Source organism: Shewanella sp. FeAMO, assembly GCF_053653955.1.
Genome location: NZ_CM132201.1, coordinates 4,406,511 through 4,433,037 on the forward strand (window position 1 = coordinate 4,406,511; position 26,527 = coordinate 4,433,037).

General features: G+C 53.4%; 15 protein-coding genes and 2 CRISPR repeat arrays. Of the genes, 5 read left to right on the forward strand and 10 right to left on the reverse strand.

Annotation, left to right across the window (positions count from 1 at the left end; translation table 11 throughout):
- Window positions 1-31 precede the first annotated feature (31 nt).
- Together ACWAU4_RS19795 and ACWAU4_RS19800 are read right to left on the reverse strand one after the other, a co-directional pair.
- Window positions 32-697, reverse strand: coding sequence for a fumarate reductase cytochrome b subunit (locus ACWAU4_RS19795; protein ID WP_208125175.1), 666 nt, complete (start codon window positions 695-697; stop codon window positions 32-34).
- A gap of 130 nt (window positions 698-827) precedes the next feature.
- On the reverse strand, window positions 828-1,553 hold the full coding sequence (locus tag ACWAU4_RS19800) for a fumarate reductase cytochrome b subunit (protein WP_208126228.1): 726 nt from the start codon (window positions 1,551-1,553) through the stop codon (window positions 828-830).
- 351 nt (window positions 1,554-1,904) lie between these two features.
- On the opposite strand from ACWAU4_RS19800, the gene prmA reads away from it, so the two are divergent.
- From prmA to pbpC, 5 genes are all read left to right on the forward strand, one after another.
- On the forward strand, window positions 1,905-2,786 hold the full coding sequence (gene prmA / locus ACWAU4_RS19805) for a 50S ribosomal protein L11 methyltransferase (RefSeq protein ID WP_208125176.1): 882 nt from the start codon (window positions 1,905-1,907) through the stop codon (window positions 2,784-2,786).
- A 152-nt stretch (window positions 2,787-2,938) separates the two neighbouring features.
- The gene (gene dusB, locus ACWAU4_RS19810; RefSeq protein WP_025011338.1) at window positions 2,939-3,910 is read left to right on the forward strand and encodes a tRNA dihydrouridine synthase DusB; all 972 of its coding nucleotides are present in this window, start codon (window positions 2,939-2,941) and stop codon (window positions 3,908-3,910) included.
- A gap of 14 nt (window positions 3,911-3,924) precedes the next feature.
- Entirely contained in the window at window positions 3,925-4,230 is a 306-nt protein-coding gene (gene fis / locus ACWAU4_RS19815; RefSeq protein ID WP_025011339.1) for a DNA-binding transcriptional regulator Fis, read from the forward strand.
- A gap of 287 nt (window positions 4,231-4,517) precedes the next feature.
- Window positions 4,518-10,160, forward strand: coding sequence for an MG2 domain-containing protein (locus ACWAU4_RS19820; protein WP_454290359.1), 5,643 nt, complete (start codon window positions 4,518-4,520; stop codon window positions 10,158-10,160).
- Window positions 10,157-12,442 (forward strand): penicillin-binding protein 1C, encoded by a 2,286-nt coding sequence (pbpC, locus tag ACWAU4_RS19825; RefSeq protein WP_454290360.1) that lies wholly within the window; start codon window positions 10,157-10,159, stop codon window positions 12,440-12,442. The genes ACWAU4_RS19820 and pbpC overlap by 4 nt, the downstream gene beginning before the upstream one ends.
- A 118-nt stretch (window positions 12,443-12,560) precedes the next feature.
- A CRISPR array of direct repeats spans window positions 12,561-13,189; the repeat unit is 28 nt; unit sequence TTTCTAAGCTGCCTGGGCGGCAGTGAAC.
- Window positions 13,190-13,280: 91 nt separating this feature from the next.
- A CRISPR array of direct repeats spans window positions 13,281-14,148; the repeat unit is 28 nt; unit sequence TTTCTAAGCTGCCTGGGCGGCAGTGAAC.
- Window positions 14,149-14,298: 150 nt separating this feature from the next.
- Here pbpC and cas6f read toward each other — a convergent pair.
- The 8 genes from cas6f to ACWAU4_RS19865 all read right to left on the reverse strand — a co-directional run bounded on the left by cas6f (window position 14,299) and on the right by ACWAU4_RS19865 (window position 26,526).
- A complete protein-coding gene (gene cas6f / locus ACWAU4_RS19830) occupies window positions 14,299-14,937 on the reverse strand; it encodes a type I-F CRISPR-associated endoribonuclease Cas6/Csy4 (RefSeq protein ID WP_107005248.1) in 639 nt (212 codons plus the stop codon).
- 9 nt (window positions 14,938-14,946) lie between these two features.
- Complete coding sequence (gene csy3, locus ACWAU4_RS19835) at window positions 14,947-15,978, reverse strand: type I-F CRISPR-associated protein Csy3 (protein ID WP_107110713.1); 1,032 nt, start codon at window positions 15,976-15,978, stop codon at window positions 14,947-14,949.
- Between the two features lie 11 nt (window positions 15,979-15,989).
- Window positions 15,990-16,877 carry a type I-F CRISPR-associated protein Csy2 gene (csy2, locus tag ACWAU4_RS19840; protein ID WP_123117057.1) on the reverse strand — a complete coding sequence of 296 codons (888 nt, stop codon included), beginning with the start codon at window positions 16,875-16,877 and terminating at the stop codon, window positions 15,990-15,992.
- Entirely contained in the window at window positions 16,874-18,136 is a 1,263-nt protein-coding gene (gene csy1 / locus ACWAU4_RS19845; RefSeq protein WP_198556922.1) for a type I-F CRISPR-associated protein Csy1, read from the reverse strand. The genes csy2 and csy1 overlap by 4 nt, the downstream gene beginning before the upstream one ends.
- A 14-nt stretch (window positions 18,137-18,150) precedes the next feature.
- The gene (gene cas3f, locus ACWAU4_RS19850; protein WP_208125180.1) at window positions 18,151-21,525 is read right to left on the reverse strand and encodes a type I-F CRISPR-associated helicase Cas3f; all 3,375 of its coding nucleotides are present in this window, start codon (window positions 21,523-21,525) and stop codon (window positions 18,151-18,153) included.
- Entirely contained in the window at window positions 21,522-22,511 is a 990-nt protein-coding gene (gene cas1f, locus ACWAU4_RS19855; RefSeq protein WP_028781394.1) for a type I-F CRISPR-associated endonuclease Cas1f, read from the reverse strand. Before cas1f ends, cas3f begins: the two co-directional genes overlap by 4 nt.
- 113 nt (window positions 22,512-22,624) lie before the next feature.
- Window positions 22,625-23,461, reverse strand: a complete 837-nt coding sequence (locus ACWAU4_RS19860) for a WYL domain-containing protein (RefSeq protein ID WP_208125181.1) — start codon at window positions 23,459-23,461, stop codon at window positions 22,625-22,627.
- Window positions 23,462-23,676: 215 nt separating this feature from the next.
- The gene (locus ACWAU4_RS19865; RefSeq protein WP_208125182.1) at window positions 23,677-26,526 is read right to left on the reverse strand and encodes a M16 family metallopeptidase; all 2,850 of its coding nucleotides are present in this window, start codon (window positions 26,524-26,526) and stop codon (window positions 23,677-23,679) included.
- Window position 26,527: the final 1 nt, after the last annotated feature.

A 26,527-nucleotide genomic window follows, 5' to 3' on the forward strand; every position in this document is an offset into this window, starting at 1 on the left:
CCCTAAAGCTATCTGTTTGGGTTATCGATACTCAGCTCGCGTGGGGCCAAAAGGCCAGCAAGGACGCCAGACCTACGGCGACAAACGCCACACTGAGTATGGTTTTAATTTTTTTAAGGCGCGCCCGGCTGTTGAGATCCCGCGCCGCGCCCCATTTCAATGCCACCCGGTACAGTCCTATGGCGGCATGTAACTCCACTGTCAGCAGCAGTGGCAGGTACAAGGCCCAGGCATACTGGTTCCAAATCCTGTCGGCCGAGCCCTGTGGCCCTATGGTTTCCGGGGCCGAACCCACCAACCAAAGATGCACAGGAAGCAACAGCAAAATCACCACTCCGGTAGCAGCCTGCCACACCCACAAGCGGGTATCGCCATGATCAATTTGCACTAGTTGCTGTTTCAGAGCCTTTTGCTGCCTGAGCGACAGAGGCAACTTGTGCAAGGCCACCAACACATGCAACAACGCCAACCCGGCAACGGCTATGGCTATCAGGCTCACCACCCAGGGATAGCCGTGGCCATCGTCACTGAGAAAACTCAGCTCCATGTTGCGGGCCACCCATTCCATTGCCGGCGCCCCCAGCAATATTGAAGACACCAGCAACAGGTGAGTCCACAAAAACAGCGCCAACAACACGCCTGAAGCACTCTGCCCCAGATCCAACCAGCCGCCCCAGCGCTCACTCAGTCGTATCATGCGTATTCTCCCTGTCATCCAATGGCTTAACCGCTTAAAGATAGTAAAACCAATGTGGATCACAAAGGGCGAACGAACCCTGAGGCAGATCAAACTTCTGCCGGTTAATTTACCTTTAACTGATATTGAGTTAACCGGGAACGAACGGCTGCAGCGGCAGGCTCAGCTCATTACCTAGCAGCATATAGGTCACCAAACTGCCTAAACCAAGCAAAATAAGGTATACAATCAATAGCTTGGCTATTTTTCTCAGGCCAGTGCGGTTAAAGCTGAGGCCCCATTTCACCGCCACCCGATACAGGCCTATCATGGCGTGGATCACCACCGCAGGCAGCAGCAGGATATACAGCAGCCAGGTGTTGTCGTGCCAGACCCGGTAGGCCGACATATTGGGGCCGATTTCCGGATTGGCTATCATGGTGACCAGGTGCATGGGCACCAGGAAGAACAGGATAAAGCCGGTAGCCAACTGCCAGAACCAGGCGTGGCTGTCGCGGTGTTTGATCAGATGCAGATGGCTGCGCAGCGCCCGCCATTGGCCGAGCTGCGCCGGAAAGCGCCTCAGCGCCATGGCGGCATGCAGTATCACCACCAGCAGAATAAACGCAGAGAAGAGTTGCGTCAGCAGTGGGTAACCGTGGCCACTGGCACTGAACCAACCGCCTTCCAGCACCTGCACTACCTTATAGAAAGCCTCTTTACCCAGCATGATGCTGGATTCAAAGTGAAGATGCGCCAACAGAAACATGCCCAGCAAAATGCCGCTGGCACTCTGCAGGCGATCGGCTCTGGCCGACCAGTGGTGGCTGTTGGCATGACCGAGCCAGCGCTCGGGGATGTGATATTTTGTCAGCATGTTTTTTGGGTACAGATCCTTGGGATCTACAACATAACTCACAGCCAAACTGCGCCAATGCCCAAGGAGTCTGAATGTGACCTGCCTCAATCGAAAGTGGGGGATTATCTGATCACGCTCACAAATAAACCACTTGCGGCAAAACAGAGGTAATACCAATTATCCACTACAAATCAAACGTTTATTTGAAACTTTAAAACAAAAAAGACAGCAAATTACCGTAAATCCAACCGCTGACCGAACAAACCTGAAACCGGGTTTCACTCCGCCCTCTTTACCCCGGTGTGCTGGCAAGGCCGGCAGCCTATGGCTTACAATAGCGCTTTATTGTCCCCCACGAGAGAAGATTCCATGCCCTGGATCCAGTTACGCATCCACAGCAGCAGCGAGCACGCCGAGACACTCAGCGACCTGTTGCTGGAGGAAGGCAGCGTGTCCATCACCTTTGAAGATGGTAAAGATACGCCGATTTTTGAGCCCAAACTGGGAGAAACCCCACTTTGGGCCGACACTGTGGTGGTCGCTCTGTTCGATGCCGGCACAGATCTGACTCCCACAGTCGAGATGCTCAAGCAACTGCCCTTCCTCGAAGGCAAGCTCAACTACAAGATAGAGCAGATAGAAGATAAAGACTGGGTCCGCGAATGGATGGACAGCTTCCACCCCATTCAGTTCGGCAAGCGTCTGTGGATCTGTCCCAGCTGGCATGAAATCCCGGAGCCCGAAGCCGTCAACGTTATCCTGGATCCCGGCCTGGCCTTTGGCACAGGCACTCATCCCACAACGGCTCTGTGCCTGGAGTGGCTCGATGGCCTGGATCTGCAAGGTAAACAGCTGGTCGACTTCGGCTGTGGTTCCGGCATTCTGGCGGTCGCCGGGCTCAAGCTGGGCGCAACCAACGCCATAGGCATAGACATAGACTACCAGGCGATAGACGCCTCCCGCGACAATGCCAAGCGCAACGGCGTGGATGACAGACTCAGCCTCTACCTGCCTGAGGATCAACCCAAAGGCATTCAGGCCGATGTGTTGGTTGCCAACATTCTGGCCGGACCGCTGCGGGAACTGGCCCCCCTGATCGCCGAGTTGGTGCGCCCGGGTGGCAAACTGGCACTGTCCGGCTTATTGCAGGAACAAGCCGAAGAAATCCGCGAATTTTACGCTCAATGGTTCGAGATGGACGAAGCGGTTCACAAAGAAGATTGGAGCCGCTTGACAGGAGTGCGCAAATAGCGTTAAAGGCGGCGCCAGAGCGCACTGGCGCTGACTTCCTGCCTGTCAAAAGTCAAGTAAAAAAGTTTTGCTCAGGTCATTTATTGACCTTTTCACCGCTGTCAAAAAGGCGTACTATAGCGCCCCTTTGAAGAGCAAGGTGAAACAGCAAAATGCAGATTGGACCCTATCAACTGAAGAATCAGCTGATCGTGGCACCAATGGCAGGTGTCACCGATCAGGCCTTCCGCAATCTCTGTATCCGTTATGGTGCTGCCATGGCAGTGTCAGAGATGCTTTCGTCCAATCCCGACCTTTGGGACACGGACAAGAGCCGCCAGAGAATGACGCACTCGGGTGAAGAAGGCATACGCTCAGTACAAATCGCCGGGGCTGACCCCGATAATATGGCTTGGGCCGCCCGCTACAATGTGGAGCAAGGCGCCCAAATCATAGATATCAACATGGGTTGTCCGGCAAAAAAAGTGAATAAAAAGCTCGCGGGTTCTGCCCTGCTGCAATCGCCGGAACTGGTAAAGAAAATACTGGATGCCGTGGTTGCCGCAGTGGATGTGCCGGTAACGCTGAAGATTCGCACGGGCTGGGCCCCAGAACACAGAAATGGTGTTCAAATCGCCCGGATTGCCGAAGAGAGTGGCATTACGGCGCTCGCGGTTCATGGCCGCACCCGCCAATGCATGTACAAGGGTCATGCCGAGTACGACACCATCAAGGCAATCAAACAGAATGTCTCGATTCCTGTTGTCGCCAACGGGGACATCGATAGTCCGGAGAAGGCGCGTTTCGTGCTGGATTACACAGGTGTCGATGCCCTGATGATAGGACGGGGTGCCCAGGGAAGGCCTTGGATTTTCAGAGAGATCCAGCATTACCTGGACACAGGTAGCAAGCTAGCGCCCATAGGGATGGCAGAGCAGCGTCAAGTGATGCTGGAACACCTAACCAAACTGTATGATTTATATGGGGAAGTAAAGGGCGTCCGCTTCGCCAGAAAACATATGGGATGGTACCTGGACCAGGAAGAACAGCGCCAGTTCCGTGCCGACTTTAACCGGCTGGAAACCGCTGCAGAACAATGTTCCATGGTGGAACGTTTTTTTGATGAATGTGTACTAGATAAATAAAGAGCAGAATACGAATGTTTGATCAGACAACTCACACAGAAGCTCATCAGCTTACCGTAGGCAAAATCGAAACCGCTAACGGCACCATCAAGCCCCAGTTACTGCGCGACGCTGTAAAGCGCGCTGTCAGCAACTTCTTCGCTCAGTTGGACGGTCAAGAAGCTCAGGAAGTTTATGAAATGGTGCTATGCGAAGTTGAAGCACCTCTGCTTGATATCATTATGCAGCACACTCGTGGCAACCAGACCCGCGCCGCCAACATGCTGGGCATCAACCGCGGCACACTGCGCAAGAAGCTGAAAAAATACGGCATGAACTAATAATCAGTTCGCTAGAGGCTGTAACAAAAAAGGCTTACCCATAAAACGGTAAGCCTTTTTTGTTTTACCCTCCATGAAGACACTATATTGTTGATCCTCACCGACTTATCAAAGCAACACAGATGAAAATCAGCCCGATTGTTGTACCATATAGCCTCAGTTGCAGAGGCGATATCGAATAGGGCATCACAGCATCGGCCCGGTCTGATTGACATCGGCGACCGACATCTTTAAAACGTCAGCCAAGTTGGCGATAGCGCTACGAGACACAGCAAGGACACGGAACGATGGGACAGCTTATAGGAAATTTCTTCTCGGTAGTTTGGCGAGTTCTCGCTGCGGTTTTTGGTCACTGGCAAGCGCCGCCCTGGATGCATTGGTGCATAAAGCATCCCTTTAAAACCTTGGGAAGCCTACTGCTGCTATCTGTGCTGACTGTGCTTTGCTGGGGCGGCTGGTATTGGTATCAGCATTTACCCAAGCCCTATACCCTACACTATACGCTCAAGGCGCCGCAGCTAACCGATTACCACCAGGCCAAACCTCAGGTCGCTCCCTTGACCCTGACCTTCAGTGGTTCGGTCGCACCTTTGGACGTCATAGGCAAACCCGTCTCCAAAGGCGTCAGCCTCAGCCCCCAACTCGCCGGGCAGTGGCGCTGGGCCAGTGACAAGCATCTGCAATTTATTCCGGATAACGACTGGCCGATTGCGGAAAAGTTCGCGGTCAGCCTGGATAAGAAGCAGCTGCTGGCAGACCATATCTTACTGGATAAATACCAGAGCGAATTCAGCACAGCCGCCTTCACCGCCACCATCTCTGATGGGCGTCTGTACCAGGATCCGGCCCAGCCGAGTATTCAAAAGCTGGTCGCCACCCTGGCCTTCAGCCACCCGGTGGATACGACCTCGGTCAAACCCCAACTGGCGATATTGCTGAGCCCCGGCTTGACCTACAGCGGCAATGGCGATACCGAAGTCACCTTCGACGACAAGCATCTGTTCGCTTACATACATTCTCCTGCGCTCGCCACACCACTTGAGCAGAGCACTGTAACCCTGGAAGTCAGCAAAGGGATCCAGGCGGCCAGCGGCGGCAACAAGGCAGGCAAGAGCCAATGGCAAGTAGAGGTTCCCGGCCGTTATCAGCTGAGCTTTAAACAGGCTCAGGTCAACTTCGCCTACAACGACAAGGATGAACCCGAGCCGGTACTGACAATGGAAAGCTCACGTCCGGTCAACGACGAAGCGCTTCAAGGCAAGGTACATGCCTGGTTGCTGCCGCTGAAAAATCCCAAGGGAAGCCGTCACTGGTATCAGGAAAATGTCACCGAACAGGTGCTGGCCAAGGCCGACAAACTGACCTTGACCCAGATCCCCGGTGCCGAAGGCCTCAACCAGTTGCACAGCTTCAAGCTGAAAGCTCCGGTCGATCGCTACGTGGCGGTAATGGTGGATAAGGAAGTCGAAGGCCAAGGGGGTTATCTGTCCCGCGATGCCGTGCTGACTGTGCTGCGAATGCCGCAATATCCCAAGGCGCTCAACTTCCTCGGCGAAGGCTCCTTGCTGACTCTGGACGAAGATCAACGCCTCGGCTATCTGGCCCGTGGGGTGCAAAAGGTACAGATTGAAGTCGCCCAGTTGCTGCCTGATCAGCTCAATGCCCTGATAGATCAAAGCTCGGGCAGCTTTGCCGAGCCCTACCTCAACAACACAGATTTCGACCGTTTGGTCACCCGTCAGGTGTTCAAGCAACAGCTTGCCGGGCGCGATCCCAGCAAGACGCTCTACGGCAGCGTCGACCTCAAGCCCTTCTTCAAGGACAAGCGTGGCATCTTTGTACTCAAGCTGACTCCGGCCGATGAAAGAGACAGCCAAACCTTCGACTATTACCAAACCGAGGCCCACGATCTGCGCTTTGTGGTCGTGACAGATCTGGGGATACTCGCCAAACGCAGCCGTGATGGCAGCCAGGATCTGTTCGTGCAATCCCTCGGCAAGGGGACTCCAGTGGCCGGAGCCCGTGTGGCCGTCATCGGCCGCAACGGTTTGCCGGTAGACGAGGCTTTAACAGATGAACGCGGTCATGCAAGCTTTGCCAAGCTTGGCGATCTGCGCCGGGAAAAGACCCCGCTCTACTATCGGGTCGAAAAGGATGGCGATCTCTCCTTCCTGCCGCTGGCTGATTGGCGTCGCCAGCTCAATCTGTCCCGTTTCGACACCGGCGGCAGCTATGAGAGCGACGATCCCGGCGCCCTGAGAGCCTACCTCTTCACCGACCGCGGGCTGTATCGCCCCGGTGAAACGGCTCATATCGCCAGTTTGGTGCGGGGGCAGGACTGGAGTACCGCCCTGGGTGGTCTGCCGGTAAAAATGCAGATCACCGACCCCCGCGGTGTAACCGTGCTGGATCGCACCTTCAAACTCGATGGCAGCGGCTTTGACAGCCTGGACTTCAGCGCCGGTGAAACCGCGGTTGCCGGTGACTATCTCGCCACTCTGTCCCTCATCAAAGACAGATACCGCCTCACACGTCTGGGGGATGTCACCTTCAAGGTGCGTGACTTCGAGCCGGATCGCATCAAGGTGCGAGTCTATTTGGGCACCGACAAGCAGTTTGAAGGCTGGCGCACGCCGCAGCAACTCAAGGCCGAGGTCTTGGCCGAGCAACTCTTCGGCGGCCCGGCGAGCGATCGCCGAGTCAGCGGCGAGATGGTGCTGTCACCAACCGATATCAGCTTCAAAGCCTGGCCAGGCTATCGTTTTGGGGTATTGGGCAAGCTCAAGGAATCGTTCCGCGAAGACTTGAGCGAAACCACCACAGACGGCGAAGGCAAGGCCAGCCTGGACTTGGCGCTGGACCGCTTTGCCGGCAGCACCTACAAGCTGCACTTGCTGGCTCGGGTATTTGAAGCCGGTTCAGGCCACGGTGTCAGCGCCCAAGACCAGCTACTGGTATCCGATGCCGACTGGTTACTGGGCTACAAGAGCGATGGCGATCTGGACTTCATCAGCAAAGACGGCAAGCGTGTGCTCAACCTGCAAGCCGTTGGCCAGGACCTTCAAGGTGTGGCTACTGAGCTCAAAGTCGAGCGTATCGCCCGGCGCTGGGTGTCTGTGTTGGTGAAACAGAATGACGGCACCTACCGCTATGAATCGCGCCGCAAAGACAAACTGCTGGGCAGCACTGCCCTGAGTCTGGCCGCAAGCGGTGGCCAATTGGAACTCGACACCAGGGAGCCGGGTGACTACCGCCTGCGACTGCTGGATGAAAACGGCCGCCAGTTGAACCAAATAGATTACAGCATTGCCGGCAGCGGCAACGCCAGTCGCACGCTGGAGCGCAACGCCGAGCTGGAACTGACGCTAAACAAGGCGGAATATCTGCCGGGTGAAAGCATTCAGGTGGCGATTCAGGCCCCTTACAGCGGCGCCGGACTCATCACCATAGAGAGAGACAAGGTTTACGCCTTCAAATGGTTCAAGGCCGACAGCACCCGTTCGTTGCAAAGCATTACCCTGCCGCAAGGCATTGAGGGCAATGCCTATATCAATGTGCAGTTCCTGCGGGCGCCGGACTCGGAAGAAGTCTTTATGAGCCCGCTGTCCTATGCCGTGAAACCCTTTAAGGTGGATCTCGGTGAGCGGCGTCAGGCCATCGCCCTGAGCCTGCCGGAAAAGGTTAAACCCGGGACGCAACTGGATATCGACCTCAAGCTGCCAAGCAAAGCCAGAGTCGTGGTATTCGGGGTTGATGCCGGTATTTTGCAGGTGGCCCGCTATGAAGCGCCGGATCCACTGGCGCACTTCTTCGACAAGAAGGCTCTCAGCGTAGATTCGAGCCAAATTCTCGACCTGCTGCTGCCGGATCTCAAGGTGCTGATGCGCCAGGCCGCCCCCGGAGGTGACGCCGCCGCGCTGCTGGCAGCCAACCTCAACCCCTTCAAGCGCAAACGCGCCAAGCCTGTTGTCTACTGGTCGGGTATTCGTGAGTTGGCCGCCGGAGAGCAGCGGCTGCAATATACTGTGCCCGACAGCTTCAACGGCAGTATCCGCTTCTTTGCCGTCAGTGCCACCGAAAGCGGCATAGGCACCAGCGAGGCCAGTGTCGCGGTTAAGGCGCCTGTGGTGATGAGCCCCAATGTGCCGGCATTCCTGGCACCCGGAGACAGCGCCGATGTTACTGTGGGACTCTATAACACAGAAGCCGAGGCGCAGGATGTTACCCTGACCCTCAGCCTGAGCGGCGCCCTTCGTAGCGACCTGCAACCGCAGCAGTTCCATATCGAACCGGGCCGTGAAGCCACGGCGCACTTTGCCGTCAAGGCAGGCGAAAATCTGGGTCAAGGAGAACTCCACTGGAAACTCGCCACCAGCGAAGGCGAGCTCAAGATCAGTGAGAGCATCTCGGTACGGCCGTTAACGCCCCACCGTTTGACCCTGGCCACGGCTGTGCTCGACCGCGCCGAAGCCAAGCTCAAACTTGACCGTCAACTGTTTACGCCGTTCAGCAAGGTGGAAGCGGCCCTTGGTAACAGTCCGCTGGTTTGGGCTCAGGGGCTGAGCCACTATCTGGACAACTATCCTCACGCCTGTACCGAACAGTTGGTATCCAAAGCCGTACCGGCACTGCTGCTGGGCAAGCCTCAGGATAATCTCAATGACTTTAACCAACTCATTGGCCAGTTGCGAAGCCGCCAGAACAGCAGCGGCGGCTTCGGTCTCTGGGCCGCCAACCCGATAGTCGAGCCTATGGTGGCCTTGTATGTGGTAGACATGCTGCTGGACGCCAAGGCCCAGGGTTACCCCGTCCCCCAGGATCTACTGGACAAGGCCAACAGCTATCTGTCGAGCGTGAGCTCCGGCCCCAGCAGCGGCTTGGATGAGCTGCGCGAGCGTGCCTATGGCGCGTATCTGCTGGCCCGCCAGGGAGTGCAGGTTAGCGGCGCCCTTGCCGATATCCGCGAACGTTTGCAGCGCTACTACCCCAAGGATTGGCAAGCAGACATCGCCAGTGCCTGGCTGGCCGCCAGCTTTACCCTGATGCAGCAGCAACAGTTGGCCGAGCCGCTGTGGCAGGCGCAGAAGTGGCAGTTGCTTGAGGACAAGCCCCAGCGCCTAAGCCTCTACCTGGATCCCATGGTGCACGATGCCCAGCTGCTGACACTCATCGCCCGTCAGGCGCCACAGCGCCTGGATGACCTGCCGGAACAGTTGCTGCCGCGCATGGGCCAGTGGCTCAGCGAGCAGCGTTACAGCTCGCTGTCTGCCGGAACTCTGGTGCGGGCGCTGACCGCTCTGGATAACTCCCGCGGCGATCAGGAGCTGGCCATGCAAGCCTTGGTCGATAAGGCCTGGCAGGCACTGAGTCTACCCAAGGCTAAGCTGCCCCTCGGCAGTGAAGAGGTGAAATACCAGAAAACCGGCACTAATGATGCCTTCTATCTTCTTAGCCAGCAGGGATTTGACCAAAGCCCGGCCAAGCCTTTCAGCCAGGGGCTGGAGGTGAGCCGCGACTATCTGACCCTTGAGCAGCAACCTCTTGCCAAGGTCAAGGTCGGGGATGAATTCCTGGTCAGGCTGCGGCTGCGCGCCACAGATATGGACAAGTTGCAGCAGGTGGTCGTAATAGATCTGCTGCCCGGAGGCGTGGAGCCGGTTTATCGTGACAAGGATGACAGCTTCGATGGCTGGCAGCCGCCTGTAGGCATGGCTCAGCACAGCGACTGGTCACCACAGTGGCTCAATGTTCGCGAAGACCGCCTGGTGCTCTACGGTACCGCCTGGCGCGATGCCAAAACCTTTGTCTACAAGGTACGGGCCACCAATGTCGGCCAGTTCCAGGTGCCGCCCGCCTATGCCGAGGGGCTGTATGATCCCCTGATTCAGGCTCAGGGCCCAAGTGGTGAGTTGGTGATCGAAGCGCCATGAAACGCCGCTATTTGTGCCTGCTGGCCCTGGCAGCCTTGCTGCTGGGGCTGAGACTCTGGCCGGCACAACCTTTTTCAAAGCTGGCGCCCAGTTCCCGCATGGTGTTGGCCGCCGATGGCAGTCTGCTGCGGCTGACGCTGGCCAGTGATGGCCAGTATCGGCTCTGGCAACCCCTGGAAGGGGTTTCAGACAACATGGTGCAAGCCATCTTGCTCAAGGAAGACCGCTATTTTTACTTCCACCCCGGTATCAACCCGGCGGCCACCGCCAGGGCGATAGTCGCTACCTATCTTAAGGATGATCGCCAGGGCGCTTCGACCCTGACCATGCAGCTGGCCCGGCGGGTTTACAACATCAACAGCCGCCAGGTTGCCGGGAAATTGCAGCAGATGCTGGCGGCGCTCTGGTTGGAGCTGCGTTACTCCAAGCATGATATTCTCGAGGCCTATCTCAATCTGGCGCCCATGGGCGGCAATATTGAAGGTGTTGGCGCTGCCAGCCGCATCTACTTTCATAAAGACGCCGGTGAACTTTCACTCAGTGAAGCCCTCAGCCTGGCGGTCATGCCGCAAAGCCCGGCGCGCCGCGCCCGTTTCGGTGCCGACTTTCAGGATGCCCGCGACCGTCTGGCGTTGCTCTGGCAACAAAGCTATCGCAACGATCCTCGCAACAACGGCCTGTTGACCCTCACCGCCATGGGCCATGACCGCACTGAGCTACCATTTCTGGCGCCGCACTTCAGCCGCCGCCTGCTGCGGGATAATAGTGACACCCTAATTCACAGCACCCTGGACGTCGGCTTGCAGACCTTACTGGAGCGGCGCCTTGGGCTGTATATCGAAAGCCAGCGCCATCTGGGGGTCAAGAATGCCGCCGCAATCCTGGTGGACAGCCGCGATCAGAGCATCAAGGCCTGGATAGGCTCGGCAGACTTCTTCGATACCGATATCCAAGGCCAGGTGGACGGCGTCACTGCCCGCCGCTCGCCGGGCTCAACCCTGAAGCCATTTCTGTTTGGCCTGGGCATAGATCAGGGGCTTATACACCCGCTGAGCATACTCAAGGATGCGCCCACCGCCTTTGGCAGTTTCCAACCAGAGAACTTTGACCACAGATTTACCGGCCCCATCAGCGCCCACGACGCCCTGGTCAAGAGCCGCAATCTGCCGGCCGTGTGGCTGGCAGGACAAGTGAACCAACCCAATCTCTACGGCTTCCTGCGCCAGGCCGGCATTCAGGGGCTCAGGGGTGAAAGTCATTATGGTTTATCCCTGGCACTGGGCGGCGGCGAGCTGACCATGGCGGAGCTGGCGCGGCTGTACCTGATGCTGGCGAGCCAGGGCCATGACTACCCGCTGCGGGATCAACAAAGCCAGCCCATCAGCCCGCAAGGAAAGAGCTTGCTGAGCCCGGCCGCCGCCTTTATGGTGCGGGACATACTCAAGGACAACCCCCGCGCCGACGGCCTGCCCGGCAGCAACTGGACAGTGGCCTGGAAAACAGGTACCTCCTGGGGGTATCGCGATGCCTGGAGCGCCGGTATCACAGGCCCCTATGTGTTGGTGGTTTGGGTGGGTAACTTCGACGCCACCCCCAACCCGGCCTTTGTCGGCGTCCGAACCGCCGGGCCCCTGTTCTTCGCCCTCAGCGATGCCCTGCAGGGCGCGCTGCCGGGCACGGCCGACATGGCCAACACGCCGCCGGATACGGTAAAAAAGGTAGCCTTCTGCGCCGCCTCCGGCGAGCTGCCCAACCCTTGGTGCCCCAAATTGGTCGATGGCTGGTATATCCCGGGAGTTTCTCCCATCAAGGTCTCCAACTTGCATCGTCCCGTGTGGCTGGATAACAAAACCGGCGCCGCCGTCTGCCCGCCCTACGATCCGGCAATTCACCACCAGGAGGTGTTTGCCTTCTGGCCATCAGACTTGGCGGCCCTGTTCGAGCAGGCAGGTCTACCCCGCAGGAGGCCGCCGGAGCTTCCGGCCGCCTGCAGCCAAAGAGTCGCGGTCAGCTACTCGGCCCCGCTTATCCGCTCCCCCTTGAAGGGCGTCACCTACAGCCTGCGCCAAAGCATGGCCAATGAACACATCGCCCTCACGGCCGACGCCGCCTCCGACAGCCAAATACTCTACTGGTTTGCCGGTAACAGCCTGCTCGGGCAGAGCCTGCCGGGCCAAACCCTGGAATGGCGCCCGTCCAGAGCAGGACGCTTCCAACTGTCGGTCAGCGACGACAAAGGCCGCAGCGCCAGCAGACTACTTCGAGTAGATATGCTGCCTTGAGCCGGGCCGCTATTTAGATCACCTCAGTTTCGGCCTCTTCAGCCCCATAAATGCAGGAAATTCGGATATTGCTGGGGCCGAGTGATAAATTCGGGGGAAAGGTCATCACCAGAAGAACTTTCTAAGCTGCCTGGGCGGCAGTGAACCAATCTTGAAGCCTTTATCAACTTTGCTGGACTTTCTAAGCTGCCTGGGCGGCAGTGAACACTGGCCAACGCCCGCTACAGCCTGCCGCAATTTTCTAAGCTGCCTGGGCGGCAGTGAACAGCTTGCAGTTACCGAAGTATTTAAGCGTTACTTTCTAAGCTGCCTGGGCGGCAGTGAACAGCAAAGACCATCAGCAGCTAGGTACCCAATATTTCTAAGCTGCCTGGGCGGCAGTGAACGGCCTTTGTGACTATGCCGCCTCGGTGAATCTTTTCTAAGCTGCCTGGGCGGCAGTGAACAACTATCCGAACAGCAGCAATCGGTATATCGCTTTCTAAGCTGCCTGGGCGGCAGTGAACCAACAGCAGGACCGTAGCCGGGCCCAAGAGACTTTCTAAGCTGCCTGGGCGGCAGTGAACGATGAGAGGGTGAAACTATTCACTAGCCAGATTTTCTAAGCTGCCTGGGCGGCAGTGAACCTACCCAGGTTCGCTCTGGTATAGTTATGTTTTTTCTAAGCTGCCTGGGCGGCAGTGAACACCATACCAATGGTGATGCTCGCATACTATGCTTTCTAAGCTGCCTGGGCGGCAGTGAACGTGGCGTGTTCTATGGTGCCGAGCAGCCCCAGACTCTCCGGGCTCTGGGCGGCAGTGAACGTGGCGTGTTCTACGCAAGCGAAATTAGCTAATTTCTAAGCTGCCTGGGCGGCAGTGAACGGTAGTCAAGACCTTCGTCATCACCAGCCATATTTCTAAGCTGCCTGGGCGGCAGTGAACGCCACAGACACAGAGCAGCAAGACGCTATTTTTTTCTAAGCTGCCTGGGCGGCAGTGAACTGTCTTTGCTGATAGGGTCGATATCAAAATCATTTCTAAGCTGCCTGGGCGGCAGTGAACTTTTTGCGTTTGGTGTTCAGCCTGTCAAGCTCTTTCTAAGCTGCCTGGGCGGCAGTGAACCCAAGACTACCGATGTGATCATCTATCATATTTTTCTAAGCTGCCTGGGCGGCAGTGAACTCTCTTGCATCTCTTTTGGCTTGCCCTTGCTCTTTCTAAGCTGCCTGGGCGGCAGTGAACAACTCAATCTTCTTGTCGCAGTAGTATCTTATTTTCTAAGCTGCCTGGGCGGCAGTGAACTAAAGCGCAACTCCAGCACATACTATGAGCCCTTTCTAAGCTGCCTGGGCGGCAGTGAACCAAATCAGTTGATGCAGCCAGCTCATCTTCCATTTCTAAGCTGCCTGGGCGGCAGTGAACGTGAGCACCATTGGGAGTTGGTAAGCGAAGATTTTCTAAGCTGCCTGGGCGGCAGTGAACACCTCTTCCATGGCCATGACAAAATGCTTTTTTTTCTAAGCTGCCTGGGCGGCAGTGAACGGTAGCTTAGCTGTCATCTTCCATTAGTTCGCTTTCTAAGCTGCCTGGGCGGCAGTGAACCTGGGCAGTACAAGCAGCTCAGGCGCTGTGGTTTTCTAAGCTGCCTGGGCGGCAGTGAACTTGACGGACCAGCAAAAAAACGGCCAGCGCCTTTTCTAAGCTGCCTGGGCGGCAGTGAACAATAGAATAAATCAATAAAAGAAAGTCACAACAGGTGGTTAGGATAAAAAACCTATTTTTACCCTGTTGAACACCACCTGTTGTAACTGATTGTATATAAAGCTTATTTTTAAAGAGCAAAAATAAAGGGTAAAACTCACCCTTTGGTGCTTAAAAGTGCGGTACTGTTCCAAGCGATGCAATACCATTAACTTTACGACTCAGCCCGTAGCAATCGAACTGCCCATCCACAGGTGTACTTTGCGGATATCTTTCGATAAACAGCGGGAACTTGCTGTTTTTGTCCGGCGAACGTTGTTTCGTTTGCTGGCTGTGCAAGAAGATAAATGGCAAATCACACTGCCCAGTCGGTTTGCTTTTTTCAAGATCGGTTAAGCACTCGGCCAGCGGCTTGCCCGACTTTGCCGCCCATAATGCCGCCTTTTGCTGCATAGCCCGCTCAATCCGCTCAGGCGATTTCACCTGTTTGCGTACAAAGCTCACGTAGGAAACATCACTCGGTACGGGTTTGATCCCTTTAATATGCGCATAGTCTTCGAACCGATTTAGCCATTGGTGAATGGCTAGCTTTTCCAATGACGCTTGTTCTTTGGCAAAGAGGCGCAATTTACTGCCCAGGGGAAACTTAGCCCGGAGATAATCAGGAAAGCCAACCGCAACACTAGACTGATTTGCATCCACTTTGTGTTCAACAAGTGCAATATGCACTTGTTGAAACACGTTTTGCCAAAGAAAACCAAGCGAGATATCGACATCCGGTAGTAGGGTAATTTCTTGGTAGTAGTTCATTACCGCCACCTATTTATCACTTTCGCCGAATACCCCACCGCGCACCAACACGGCCACCACATAATGTTCATCTTCTTCACGCGGTAGTGGTTCTCCACGAGCCCACTTGTCAAAGAAGCTGTAAAAATCCTGCTTATCTTTCGGAGTGCGGAATGCTTTACCCAAATTGGTCACTGCACCATAAGGTTCTATGGCAATCGCCCCTGCACTTTGTTCTGCCAAAGCGTATTCTGGATACCAAGTATCAATAGAACGCAATGCATTACCTATTTTTTGTGAGTGCATCGCTGCATGTTCATTAACGGCATAAAGAATTTTACTTTTCTTGGTTTTGCTATTGCCTTTATCCAACACTAGCTCTTCACTTGGATAAACTTCTTGCGCTTTACCCACTTTTGCGTAGCAGTCAATTTGCAGCATCAGGTGTTCGGACCCACTGGCCAAGGCCTTGGCAATGCGTTCAGCCAAACTACTCACTTGTTCGTCGTTATGATCGAAATGGCGGGTGCTGAACTTTTTGGCGTCAAACGTCCAAGTTTGCTCCGCCCCTTTATTAAGCGCCTTAACTTGCACTTCGATTTCTTCAGCACCCACTCGGTTACGCCATAAGAAACGCGCGTTTGCCAGGTTAGTGGCGTAGCGTTTTGCCAATTCAAAACAACCATGCTTGGCAATGTACTGCTCAACTGCGGCACTATAGCTCTGTTTGAATTGCGCATTATTACAAGCCGAAGGTTGAGCTAAACCACCCAACACTTTTAGGGTGAAATGGAGTTTAAGAGTGTCTTGATCTTGCCCCAGAGCACAGGCATCGACACGTTGTAAGTTTGCTTTCTCCACTTCGGCATTTAACTTAAGTGGATCATTTTTTACTGCCGCTTTTAAACGGTTAGAAATGGTTCCACGTACCGATTTTTCTTGTAACGATAAAGGAGTGACCTGTTCTTTAGCGTCCCAGCTAGTGCCAAATAGATAGCCATCTGATGGGACTAGTTTCTTCTCAAATGCCAATACTGAAGCGGTGTCGTTAATTTTAGCCATGAGATTGTTCCTTATTCATATTCGTTGATAGCGTTAACTTGCTGACAAAGGTAAAGATCGTTTTCTAAATCGGAGTTGTATTGCCAAAGGGCGTCATCGAGGTTTTTAATTTTGTGCGCCATAACAAACTCACCTAGCGTGACCACGCTTTCGGCAAAACGATGGGGCGTAGTGGGATCCCGTTGATTTTTCGCCTCACCTAATGGTGAAATGCCCTGAAACCCGGTTGCTATGGGTACAATCCAACCATGGGTTTTGCGCTGGCTGTGCCAAACAACACTGCCATCTTCAAGCTGTTCACAATTGTGGTTAACGCTGAGGTAGCCAAGCAGTGCATCTAATGCATCATTGTCTTGCTGCATGGCCTCTATCATTAGATCGCGCCGTTCTAGCAGTACATAGCCCGGCATCAGTTGGCGTAGAACTCGCGTCGTATCCTCTTCTGTCACCACTGAGCCGATTGCGGGCTTTCCTATACAGATGACATCACCACCCGCTACTTTCATGGTGGCGATGACCGCTTGCAATTGCCCTGCAAAATCAGGATTTTGCACCTGTTCCTCATCGCCACTCCACTCAATCACTAAAGAGACGTCTAAATGACAGCGTGCTTCTTCTATAAATGCCGAACGCGAACCGTCCTTATCGAGTGGGTTACCTGTACCAATAATTGAATGGACAAAATCGCCCTCACCTTTGTGAGTTTGTACATCACAGCAATGACTGACAACGGCGACACTGTGCAGCATTAACTCAGACAGACCGGCTTGGTTCAATTTGCGCTCCAAAGCGTGGACAAACCCTAACCATGCTGTCATGGCCGGAAAACCTATGGTAAAAGGGCTTGAGAGTGCATTGGCGTTGTGAATTTTAATATGGGGCAAAATCAGCACTCTCATCGAAAGTTCTCCCTATTGCTGGCAACCACTGTCTCAATGGCCAAGAGTTCTTGATCGGCCAGTAATAAGGGGTTGCTGATGACTTTGCTGCGGCTGTAGTGGTTGATTAAACCACGGGCAATTTGACGAGTGATTTTATCGAGCCACTCATTCTCTTGTTCTCGCTGCGACTCAAATTCAGGGTACAACCAAACTTTTTGCTCCAATGGCAATTCGCTTGGTAGATCGCCTTGATGGCCAGTGAGAAACAGGCGCACTTGCCACATTTTTTCAATAACCAAATCAACGTATTGCTGAATACGGTAATCACGTCCATCACGGATATTGATGTTGTTATAGTCAGTCTTAAACAGTCGATGCAACGCTTCCAACACCTCCTTGGCTTGCCAAGCGGTAAAACACTCTTTGAAAAAGTCCGTCTTAGGCAAGCGGATTTCTCTGGGTGTTAAGTTAGGCGGAATGGATGGAAGAAGATGGGCTTTTCCCGCATTTTGGTTATTGAGCACGCTGATGTTTTGAGGTTTTGTACCGCCAAAGCCAATGGTCGTTAGACCAAATATTTCTTGATAACCCTCTGGGTGAAATCGATTGGCTTTTTTGCACTCTCTGGCCTCTTTGACAAGCTCCCCAAATCGCATTGCATCAAGTCGTTTGCGTAATTCAAAAAGATGGCCTGAATGGGTCAATAGCGACAATAAATGATATTCACCTTCGGCTACCGGAAAATAGACCTGCTTAATCTTCGAGCTGGATACCGAAGCTTGATCGCTATCGATCATTTTTAAAAAACCGTCTCGTAGCGTCTGATAATCACAGGTTGGCACCTCAAGCAACTGGCGAGCCAACTCACTTTCTTGTTCAATATGCACGAGCAGAGAGCGTTGATCGCTCATCGGCAAGCTCAGGAACTTATACACGTCCAATGCCGCTGCATTACCTAGTGCATCTGGCTCTACCGCCACATTGCCTGATCGCAGAAAGCCATCGGCACTCGGTTTATTCTTGGAAATTATCGATGAGACATAGCCATTTTTGTTCTTTCGCGCACTCGGATGACTAAAGGTGCAGGGATGTGAGGCTATTGAGATTTGCCCTGCCCTTTTAGCAGCATCGGGTAACCAATTTGCCAACAGAAAGTTTTGCTTACACTCCCGCTGTTTTTCCAATACTTCTGATTCTTGCATCGAGGTACTGACATTTTTCTTAAGCCAGGCTTCTTTGCGCTCGGCAAAAAAGCTGACTATTGCTGGATCTAACACGGTAAATCCCTCCACTATTTAACCTTAACCAAGCCTAATTGGTCGTTGTAACTGTATTGCTGACTTCCTTCCCGGTAGATAAAACTGATTTCTCCGTATCGCACTGACGTAGCAAACTCCTGCTCAGCACTTGTGCTGTATTGATTAACTAACTCACCGTAATCACGTTGCAGCCAGAGTTTCTGCTGTTGTTCTGGCGCAAGCGGTTGATGCTGAATATTTAACACTTGCTCAATCGCAGGCCATTGCCGCTCATTAGGGATACAAAACTCGATACTGCGCGATTTTTTGACTAAGTAGACCTGTACTGAGGGTTCACTTTTGCGAAAGCGTTTGAAGTATTGCGGCAATGCCGTAAGCCACCAGTAGCCATGAATATGACCGTGTAAATGCTCACACCAACAAGACTGGCGCTGGCTTTCCCGACGGTTGCGGCTGAATCTATCCCGGCGGTTAACTTCGCTTACTTCTGGCTTGCCGATTTGATCCGTGCCGCATGTTTTGGCGGTGGCAAAGTGCTCTAAATCCGCCAAGTTTTTTTGTGGCTCCAACGTCGCTCGCTTCTGAATTCGAGCAACTGCATTAACCGATTGCAGCAATGGCTTTTCGTCCACCAACTGGGTTAAGTCATGAGTGACGAGCTGAGTAGTTCGGTCGGTTTCATAGCCAGGACGGTTAAATACTCGCTCTTCTCTCCCCTTGAACCCTTTGAGGTTGTACTGCAACAAGCCAATATTGGGCACAGGAATTTCTCCATCACGGTGCCTGCGTACACGGCCTGCCATTTGAATAATCGAACGAAAAGAAGAGGGCTCTATCACCGCCCAATCAAAGTCATGGTCGCGCCCCACTTCTTCAACTGGGGTGGCAACCAGAATGAAAATCAGGTTTTTTGCTTGGCAAGCGGTTAGGTGTTCGCGTATCACGGGATGAGCAAACGCTTTGGGTAATTCTCCCGATTTCTCTTTACGCTTAAGCACCTCATCTAGATGCTTTTCTTGCTCGTGGCGCAGCAACAACACTTGCTGACTGTGGTAAGCCATACAACGTACTTCGGTATCTGCAGGCCAATCACAACTGAGCAAGTACTTGGTTAGCTCGACACAGGGTTGAATATTGGCAAGGCGCACCACACCAAAGGAAACTTGAATTTGGCTTTGGGGATCTAAGATAAAGTGGTGCCGGTGTTTAGCCAGCACCGCTTGCTTTACCGTTGCAAAATACTGAGTATCAAGCGGTAAATCAGGTTGTTTGAGGCAGGGGATAATTTCGGCTTTACGTTTGGCGGTTTGCTGTTTGAGCTTCTCGACCCGTTTATTGATAAAGCCTTGTTGCAAGGCCCGGTAAGCCTCCAAGTCATAATCATTGCTCCCCACCAACTGAGTATGTGCCGTAAATTCATCAATATAAATACAATTAATGCTGGCGTTTCGGTCACGACTGGCGGCAAATACTGCCCACCCCTGGCGATAGGCATTATACAAACCGAGTGCTAAATCCGGCGGGATGGTGGCAGAGGAAATCATGACTTTTCGCCCCAGCATACCGGCCAAATGAACGAGTCTGCCAATCGCAATCAGATCGTCGCCAGTAAAATCATCGATTTCATCTATCACCAAGTCGGATGACATTAACCGTAAGCAAGGCAATATATAACGCCCACCCCGTTTGGTTTCGGTAGCCGCCATAATATGATCTATGGTGCAAGCCAGTACCGGGGCATAAAGCAACTTGCGATCTTTTTCCTTGATTAAAACTGTAGTGAGCTCTTCTTCGGGCAATACGCCCTGCCAATGCAGTTCATCAGTTTCTTCTTGCAAGCTTTCCATCGATTCAGAGCCAAGCTCAGCTTGATTAAGTTCCACTTCCTCCTTATCGACTTGCGCACCAGTCTGGTGATGTAACTCGTAAATCGCCTTAGAGCCAATGAGCACAGCGAGATCTTTATCTTGCAGTTTGAGCCGTTGTTTGTATTCATCACCAGTTTGCAAAGTAAGGGTGCGCAAACCAAGCGCGAGAATAAAACGCAGACTTTCACCATCCTCCGAGAGCGCCTGCATGATTTTGGCGTTAGCCATGGTTTTCCCACAGCCAGTACTCGCCATGTTGACCACAAAATAACCTTGGCTTTTATCTTCAGTATGCTCACGCCACTCGATAATTTTACGTACCGCTTTATCTTGCCAACGGAACGCTTTGGGGGTGTTTGCCTTGGGTGCCAGCTCGGTGAGTTCAGTCGCTTTTAGCGGCTCAGATTCAAAAAAGGGCAGTAACTTCACCGTATTCACCGCCACCCTGGCGACATTAACCAAATGTTCATCCAGCTTTTGTTTACGCTCTTTGGTCTCTGGATCTGTATTGGCGTACAGCTCGGTTGAAACCTTCCAACTAGGATCATTGGCTTGCGAGGAGTAATAATGGTCGCCCAGCATCAAGCACAACCGTGCATGGTGTAAAACCACGCGCCAGCTGCCGTCATTCATCGCTTGATCTAACAAAGGCAACTGATGCAATAAATCCTTCGCACGGCGTTGCAATGCCGTTAGCCAAGTTTGTGATTGAGAAAGTAGCCCTAAAGGAAATTCCAAGCATTTGGGTAACAGCCTGTTGTAATCCTCAAATTGGTTTTCATAACCCCATGCCGAAGTGATTCTGGCCAACAAATCACCAAGCGAACTATTACGATTCTCTCGTTGCTCCCGACACATATCTTCTTTTTTGGGCAGCGGTAATCTGTGATGAGAAACAATTAACCAACTAATCAATGCTGCTGCGTTGGGCAGTTCGCTTAGTGGCTTTGCCGTTTGTAACCTCTGGTAAGTCAATCGCGACTCATCAATGCCTTGGTTGATCAGAAAGTTCAACCATGCTTCATCGTGACTATCACTCATCTGGCTTGTAACGAACTGATGAAATAACAGGCAAGAGATCCACTCATGGCGTAGCGGATCGCCTTTATGCTGGGTTTTAATTTCTGGATTTAATTTTTCCTGAAAAAGTAAAGAAGCCTTACCCCAATCGTGCAGCAAAGCAGCCATGCCAGTGATCGCCTTAACCAAGGGTAAATATTTCCAATCACTTTCATAGTCGCTGTTGAGTAAATCTTTCTCAGTACTGTTAACTGGCACCACACCTTCCAAATTAAATTTCTTTTTATTCCCCACCACCCATAAAAACTGGCTACGCGAACGGGAGCGGATCCAATGGCAACTGACGGCAGTGCTGCGACTGGCGGTTTGGCGTAGCATTTTTTTCACCGTTAACAATCCCTCTTCGGTGATCAGGGTTTGCCAGGTGTTATCGCCAATCCGGTTGGCGAAAGCATCCAGTACGCGACGGGTTTTCTTAAGCGCGTTTTTTTCACACTGAGAGACAAAGGTGACCATCATAATGGGATTGCCTCGCGCTCTTGTTCACCCTGATCTCGCAGGGCAACGCGTTTTACTGTGTCAAACATAAAGTCGAGTGCTTTGTGCTCAATAAAGGCTTGCAATATTTGCTGGCGAAACTCTTGTTCGGTTGCGTTTTCTTTGGCACAAACAAAGGCCCAGGGCAGCACAATGGCGTCTTTGATTAAATCGGCCACATCAAACACCAAAGCACCGCGGCGGGTTTTACCATGCATCACGGCAAAGCCATGCGGAATCCCCAATACCCACAAGCAGCTTGCTGCCAAACCATAAGCTAAGTAGTTGCCATGGTTTAAAAAGTCGTTGGCTTTGTCGGTACATTTTTTGTCGGGTTGTTGTTGGCGAGAAAAACCCTCTTTGCCGGTATTATTGGCCGCGTATTTGTATAGAACTTTTGTTAATTGCGCTTCGGTAAGCAGCAGCTCTGAGGATTGACTGGCTGCCACTGTGCGCTTGTGGAAGGTTTCAAGTGATTGTTGGATAACCTGATCCTGAACATTGAACTTTTCCAGAGCGAGTTCACGGTCAGTGCGCCACACCTTTTGTAAGTAGTCGATTCGGGCATTTTGAAATTGTTTTGCAGCGGCTAAGCGCTTTTCATCATCAAACCAAAATGAGAGCCAGCCTTGCAGGTATTCGGTAGGGCGATATTCACTTTGCGGTGTAAACCACTCCACTTCAGTCGCCATATGCAACGGTGTGCCACCACCGCCACAAAACCCTACCAGTACTCCGGCCTGCGAGAGCATACGCATCGCGGCCTGAGTAATTGATGTACCGTTGCCAAGCAGCAAGACTGTAGTGTTGGCGATAGGGATATTGAAGTAGAGGTTTTCTTTATCAGCTTCGGTTAAATAGAGTACTCGGCCATCTTTTTGCATTACGCGACAATATTCGAGGTAATACATGTTGGCGCGTTTTGAGTGCAGAATCACTTTAAGATCAGAGGGTGAGAAATCGTCCATTTAAATACCTCGGCGTTAGATATCAGTTACTTTTACCCAACTTTCCTATTGCCACCAATACTGTACAGACACTCAGGTTAACTGAGTTTACCTTGGCTCAAACCATGCCGGTCCTAGCTATTGAATAACCACTGCTTGATGTCATTTCGGTTTACCAGCACCAACTGCTGAGCCTCAGGAGTACCATCCAAATACTTGGTATTGACCTGCATCTCCCTGAGCAGGTAATCCACCAAGGCTGCCCGGCACTGAATAATGAGTTGTCCCCCCTCCATCTGATAATCCTTGGCCAGCACCTGTTGTTGCTGGGCTGTCAGGCGGGGATCCGGAGCCAGAATTACCGCCAGCATGGTCTGCCAGGCAGAGTCTTCTTTTACAGTTTGATGGGCGATGCCCTCCACAACAGGAATTCCCCGAAAGCGGCTCAGGACAAGATCGCGAAAAGCCGCTGACTTTTCACAGTAGCCCCGAACATGGTAGCGGCTGCCGGCCTTGACTAAGGTGTGAGGGGTAAAAATTCGGCCTTCATCTTCGGGATTGGACAGAGAGACATATTCCACCTCAAGCCTGAGGTTTTGCTCGATGGCATTAATCAAACCGGCGAGGACATGGCGGCAAATGTTGCGCTCCGGCAATGCCATTCGGGTGGCACAGGAGCCATTCAAGGGGCGGGGCTGAGCAAAGTAACCTGTCTCGTACCAGAGGAAAAAATCATCCAGGGAAGCAGATGAGTAGCTGAGGCTGGCGTGCTCCGCAAACCCGAAGCAGGCCTTATCAAGCTTTATCAGGGCGCCGGGGTGCAATTCCCGATATTTGGCCAAATCTTTGTGGGCTTGCTGACGGGTAATGGTAAATTGGTGTTCGATATCTTTATTGCGGACTCTCCCTTTCCAAAAGGCCAACATCTCGAGAAAAGCAAATCGCTCTATCGGCAACTTACAATTGCTCACCTTCCCCTCCATGGACATTTAGCTGTCGTCACCTGAACATAAATTCAGTCTGCCATAGCCCCATGTCAACGAGTAGGTCTGATGGCGAAATATTCGACACAGCTCATACAATATATAATTCGGTAAAAATCACTCTGATAAATGCCCTCAACATATTGTTTAGTAAAAGAAGACGGCCGAATGGCCGTCTTGTTAGATACCTCGGCTCTTGGGTATTAAACCTCTGCCGGCTCCAACATAAAGACCTTCTTATGCTGTCCCAAGAGTTGCTGAAGCAGTTGATTGGTCTGCTCCAACGTCAGCTTATTCAGCGTGTTATCAGTCTCAGCCAGCTCCTGAAGTCGCCTTTCATCGGCCATGGTCTGTGCCAGAGCGGCGCTCCAAAAGGCGGCGCTTTGGCGCTGTTGACGCTGCAACACGGCCAGGGTTTGCCTGGCCTGTTTGAACTCGGCGACACTCATGCCTTCGCGCACCAGATGCTGCACTACAGTATCGGCTTCTGCGGCCAGCGCCTCGGCCCGCTCAGGCGCTGCGGTGAAGTTGAGCCGTCCCAGATAATAAGCTGCCGGGTCACGCGCCAATAGCTGCGACATCTGGATCACATAGACACCGGAAGCCTCGGTGCGCAGTTTCTGCCGCAGCCTTTGGTTCAGCACCTGCTCTATCAGTTGCATCGCCATGCTGTTTGCCGCACTCCACTTCGCATCCTGGCTGTATTGGATCTGCACCATGGTTTTCGGGCTACTGCTCCAGGGGTAACGGCGCTCCATAGACTCAGCCTTGGGGCGAATGTTGCGATCAGCCCAGCTCTGCGCCGTTTTGCCCTCCTGTTTGGCAAGATGACCGAGCCAGAGGTTGGCCTGCTCGCCCAATTGCTTGAGCGGCAGATTGCCGCTGATGCTCAGCACCATGGTGCCCGGGTCACCCAACAGTTGCCTATCTAATTGCTCAAGCCTTGCCAGCTCTGATGCAGGGTCACTGCCCTGCATCAAGAGCAGCTCTCCGTTCTCAAAGGCGGCTTGTGTGATGGCATCCATAAAGCGCCGCTCGGCGGGCATATGATTCCGCTGTTGCTGAATGGCCTCAAGCTGCCTGCTCAAGGCCTCCTGGCAATACTTGGGTTGAGTCAAACGCAGGGCAAATAACTTGAGCAGCGGCGCCAGGGTATCGGCGGATGCCTGACCACGCAGGCCATGATGCAGCAGCTCGGCATAGGGGGTGATGCTGATGCCGTATTGCTTCTGCAAGGCCAGCAGATCCCGGCCCGAATATTCGCCGATACCGCAGGAGGATGGCAGGTAAAGCGCCTGGCTGACATAGCCCTTGGTGTTGTGGTTCTCCAGAGAGCGACCACCGGGAAGGCGCAGATCCAGCTGAATGTTATCGGTCAGCATAGGATCGCTGTGCAGCAGCAAGGTCAGGCCATTGGCCAGTTGCCAGCGCTCGCTGCGAACCTTGGGCAAGGCGCCAAGCGCCGGCAGTAATGCTCTATCCACGACCTTATTCATCGCAGGCGGCGTTAAGTCCAGTGTCAGTTGCCTGGGTTTGAGCGCAAAGGCGCCTGGCGTGCTCGCCAGCCCTTGCTGCCAGGCGGTCAGCAGGCTATTTTTATTGAGCTTTTCGGCGTCTGTGTCCGGCCCTATGAGGGCAATTTTGACCTCGGCCTGTTGCAGCAAAGACTGCACCGCCGCCTGCAGATGCTCGGGTGTGACCTCGGCGAGGAAGGTCTGGGTCATCTGCCACTCTTGCTGCTTGTTCAGCATAGGCATTTGAAAGCTGACGGCATTGGTCAGTTGCTCAAGCAGATAACCGCTGTCATAGCGCGACTCGCTCAGCGCCTGCTGTTGCAAGCGCGCCAGCAAGGGCGCCTTGACGGCATCCAGCTCAGCTTGGCTCACCCCTTGGCTCGCCAAACGTTTGAGTTCGGTGGCAAAGCGCTGCAACGCTGTGCCATAGTCGGCATCGAGCGGGTGCAGAATCGCCAGATGCTGAATTCGCGAGGGCGACAGCACCGCACTCTGATCGCCGAGCTGCGCCTTGGCAAACAGCTGTTCATCCACCATCAGGCCGAGACGACGATTCAGTACCGCCAGCCAGAGCCTGTCGAGCAGATCCCGCCATTGGCCGTTGACACTATTGAGCGGCGCGGGCAAGGGCTGTTGCAGCATGAGTTGGATAAAACGCTGCGATTGCTCGGGATCCAACACAGTTTGCAGTTGCACCTCGGCAGCAGAGGAATCGAAACAGCCCCAGTCGGCGGCGACTTTGCTGTCGCCCTTCGCCATAGGCCCGAAGAAGTGCTCGATATGCTGCCGAGCGTCTTCGACATCGAATTCACCGGCCATCATCAGCACCATATTCTGCGGCTGATACCAGTCCTGATAATACTGCTTGGCCAGGGTCACAGGCGCATTGCGGATCACTTCGGGCAGGCCTATGGGATTACGCTCGGCCAGTTCGCTGCCTTGATAACGCAGTTGCTCCAGGGCGCTGTTAATCCTCTGCCCTAGCCCCTGACGCAAACGCCACTCTTCGATGATCACTTCCCGCTCGCGCTCAAACGCCTGGGGATCGAATGTCAGCTTATGGCCCCACTGGGATAAGATTTTCAGTCCCAACGCCACTTGCTGCTCATCGGGGGCGGGTAAAGACAACTTATAGACGGTGGAAGCAAAGCTGGTTACCGCATTGACATGACTACCAAGGCTGATCCCCTGCTGCTCCAACTGTTTAAAGCTTTGCTGATCCGCAAACGCCTCTGTGCCCTTGAACGCCATGTGTTCAACAAAATGGGCCAAGCCTTGCTGGGCGTCAGTTTCCTGCAGCGAGCCGGCCTTGACCAGCAGCCTGAGTTCCACATTTTGCCGCGGATCTTTCCTGGGCAGCAGCATCACCTGTAAACCGTTGGCCAAGGTATAAGTTTGCAGATCTGGCCTCAGTGGCAAGCTGCCCTCGGCGAGTGGTTGCTGTGAAGTTGACTTTAGTTGTGACTGTGGTTTCGGCTCAGTAGTGCTTTGGCAAGCCAGCAGCAAACCGGCCAGCAAACATACTATCAAGGGTTTCATT

Excerpts from the sequence above, each read along its gene's own strand:
- csy2 (WP_123117057.1), bottom strand. The coding sequence starts at position 16,877 with ATGAGAGTGCTGATTTTGCCCCATATTAAAATTCACAACGCCAATGCA.
- csy3 (WP_107110713.1), bottom strand. The coding sequence starts at position 15,978 with ATGGCTAAAATTAACGACACCGCTTCAGTATTGGCATTTGAGAAGAAA.
- ACWAU4_RS19795 (WP_208125175.1), bottom strand. The coding sequence starts at position 697 with ATGATACGACTGAGTGAGCGCTGGGGCGGCTGGTTGGATCTGGGGCAG.
- cas1f (WP_028781394.1), bottom strand. The coding sequence starts at position 22,511 with ATGGACGATTTCTCACCCTCTGATCTTAAAGTGATTCTGCACTCAAAA.
- fis (WP_025011339.1), top strand. The coding sequence starts at position 3,925 with ATGTTTGATCAGACAACTCACACAGAAGCTCATCAGCTTACCGTAGGC.
- ACWAU4_RS19800 (WP_208126228.1), bottom strand. The coding sequence starts at position 1,553 with ATGCTGACAAAATATCACATCCCCGAGCGCTGGCTCGGTCATGCCAAC.
- ACWAU4_RS19820 (WP_454290359.1), top strand. The coding sequence starts at position 4,518 with ATGGGACAGCTTATAGGAAATTTCTTCTCGGTAGTTTGGCGAGTTCTC.
- cas3f (WP_208125180.1), bottom strand. The coding sequence starts at position 21,525 with ATGATGGTCACCTTTGTCTCTCAGTGTGAAAAAAACGCGCTTAAGAAA.
- ACWAU4_RS19865 (WP_208125182.1), bottom strand. The coding sequence starts at position 26,526 with ATGAAACCCTTGATAGTATGTTTGCTGGCCGGTTTGCTGCTGGCTTGC.
- prmA (WP_208125176.1), top strand. The coding sequence starts at position 1,905 with ATGCCCTGGATCCAGTTACGCATCCACAGCAGCAGCGAGCACGCCGAG.
- cas6f (WP_107005248.1), bottom strand. The coding sequence starts at position 14,937 with ATGAACTACTACCAAGAAATTACCCTACTACCGGATGTCGATATCTCG.
- pbpC (WP_454290360.1), top strand. The coding sequence starts at position 10,157 with ATGAAACGCCGCTATTTGTGCCTGCTGGCCCTGGCAGCCTTGCTGCTG.
- dusB (WP_025011338.1), top strand. The coding sequence starts at position 2,939 with ATGCAGATTGGACCCTATCAACTGAAGAATCAGCTGATCGTGGCACCA.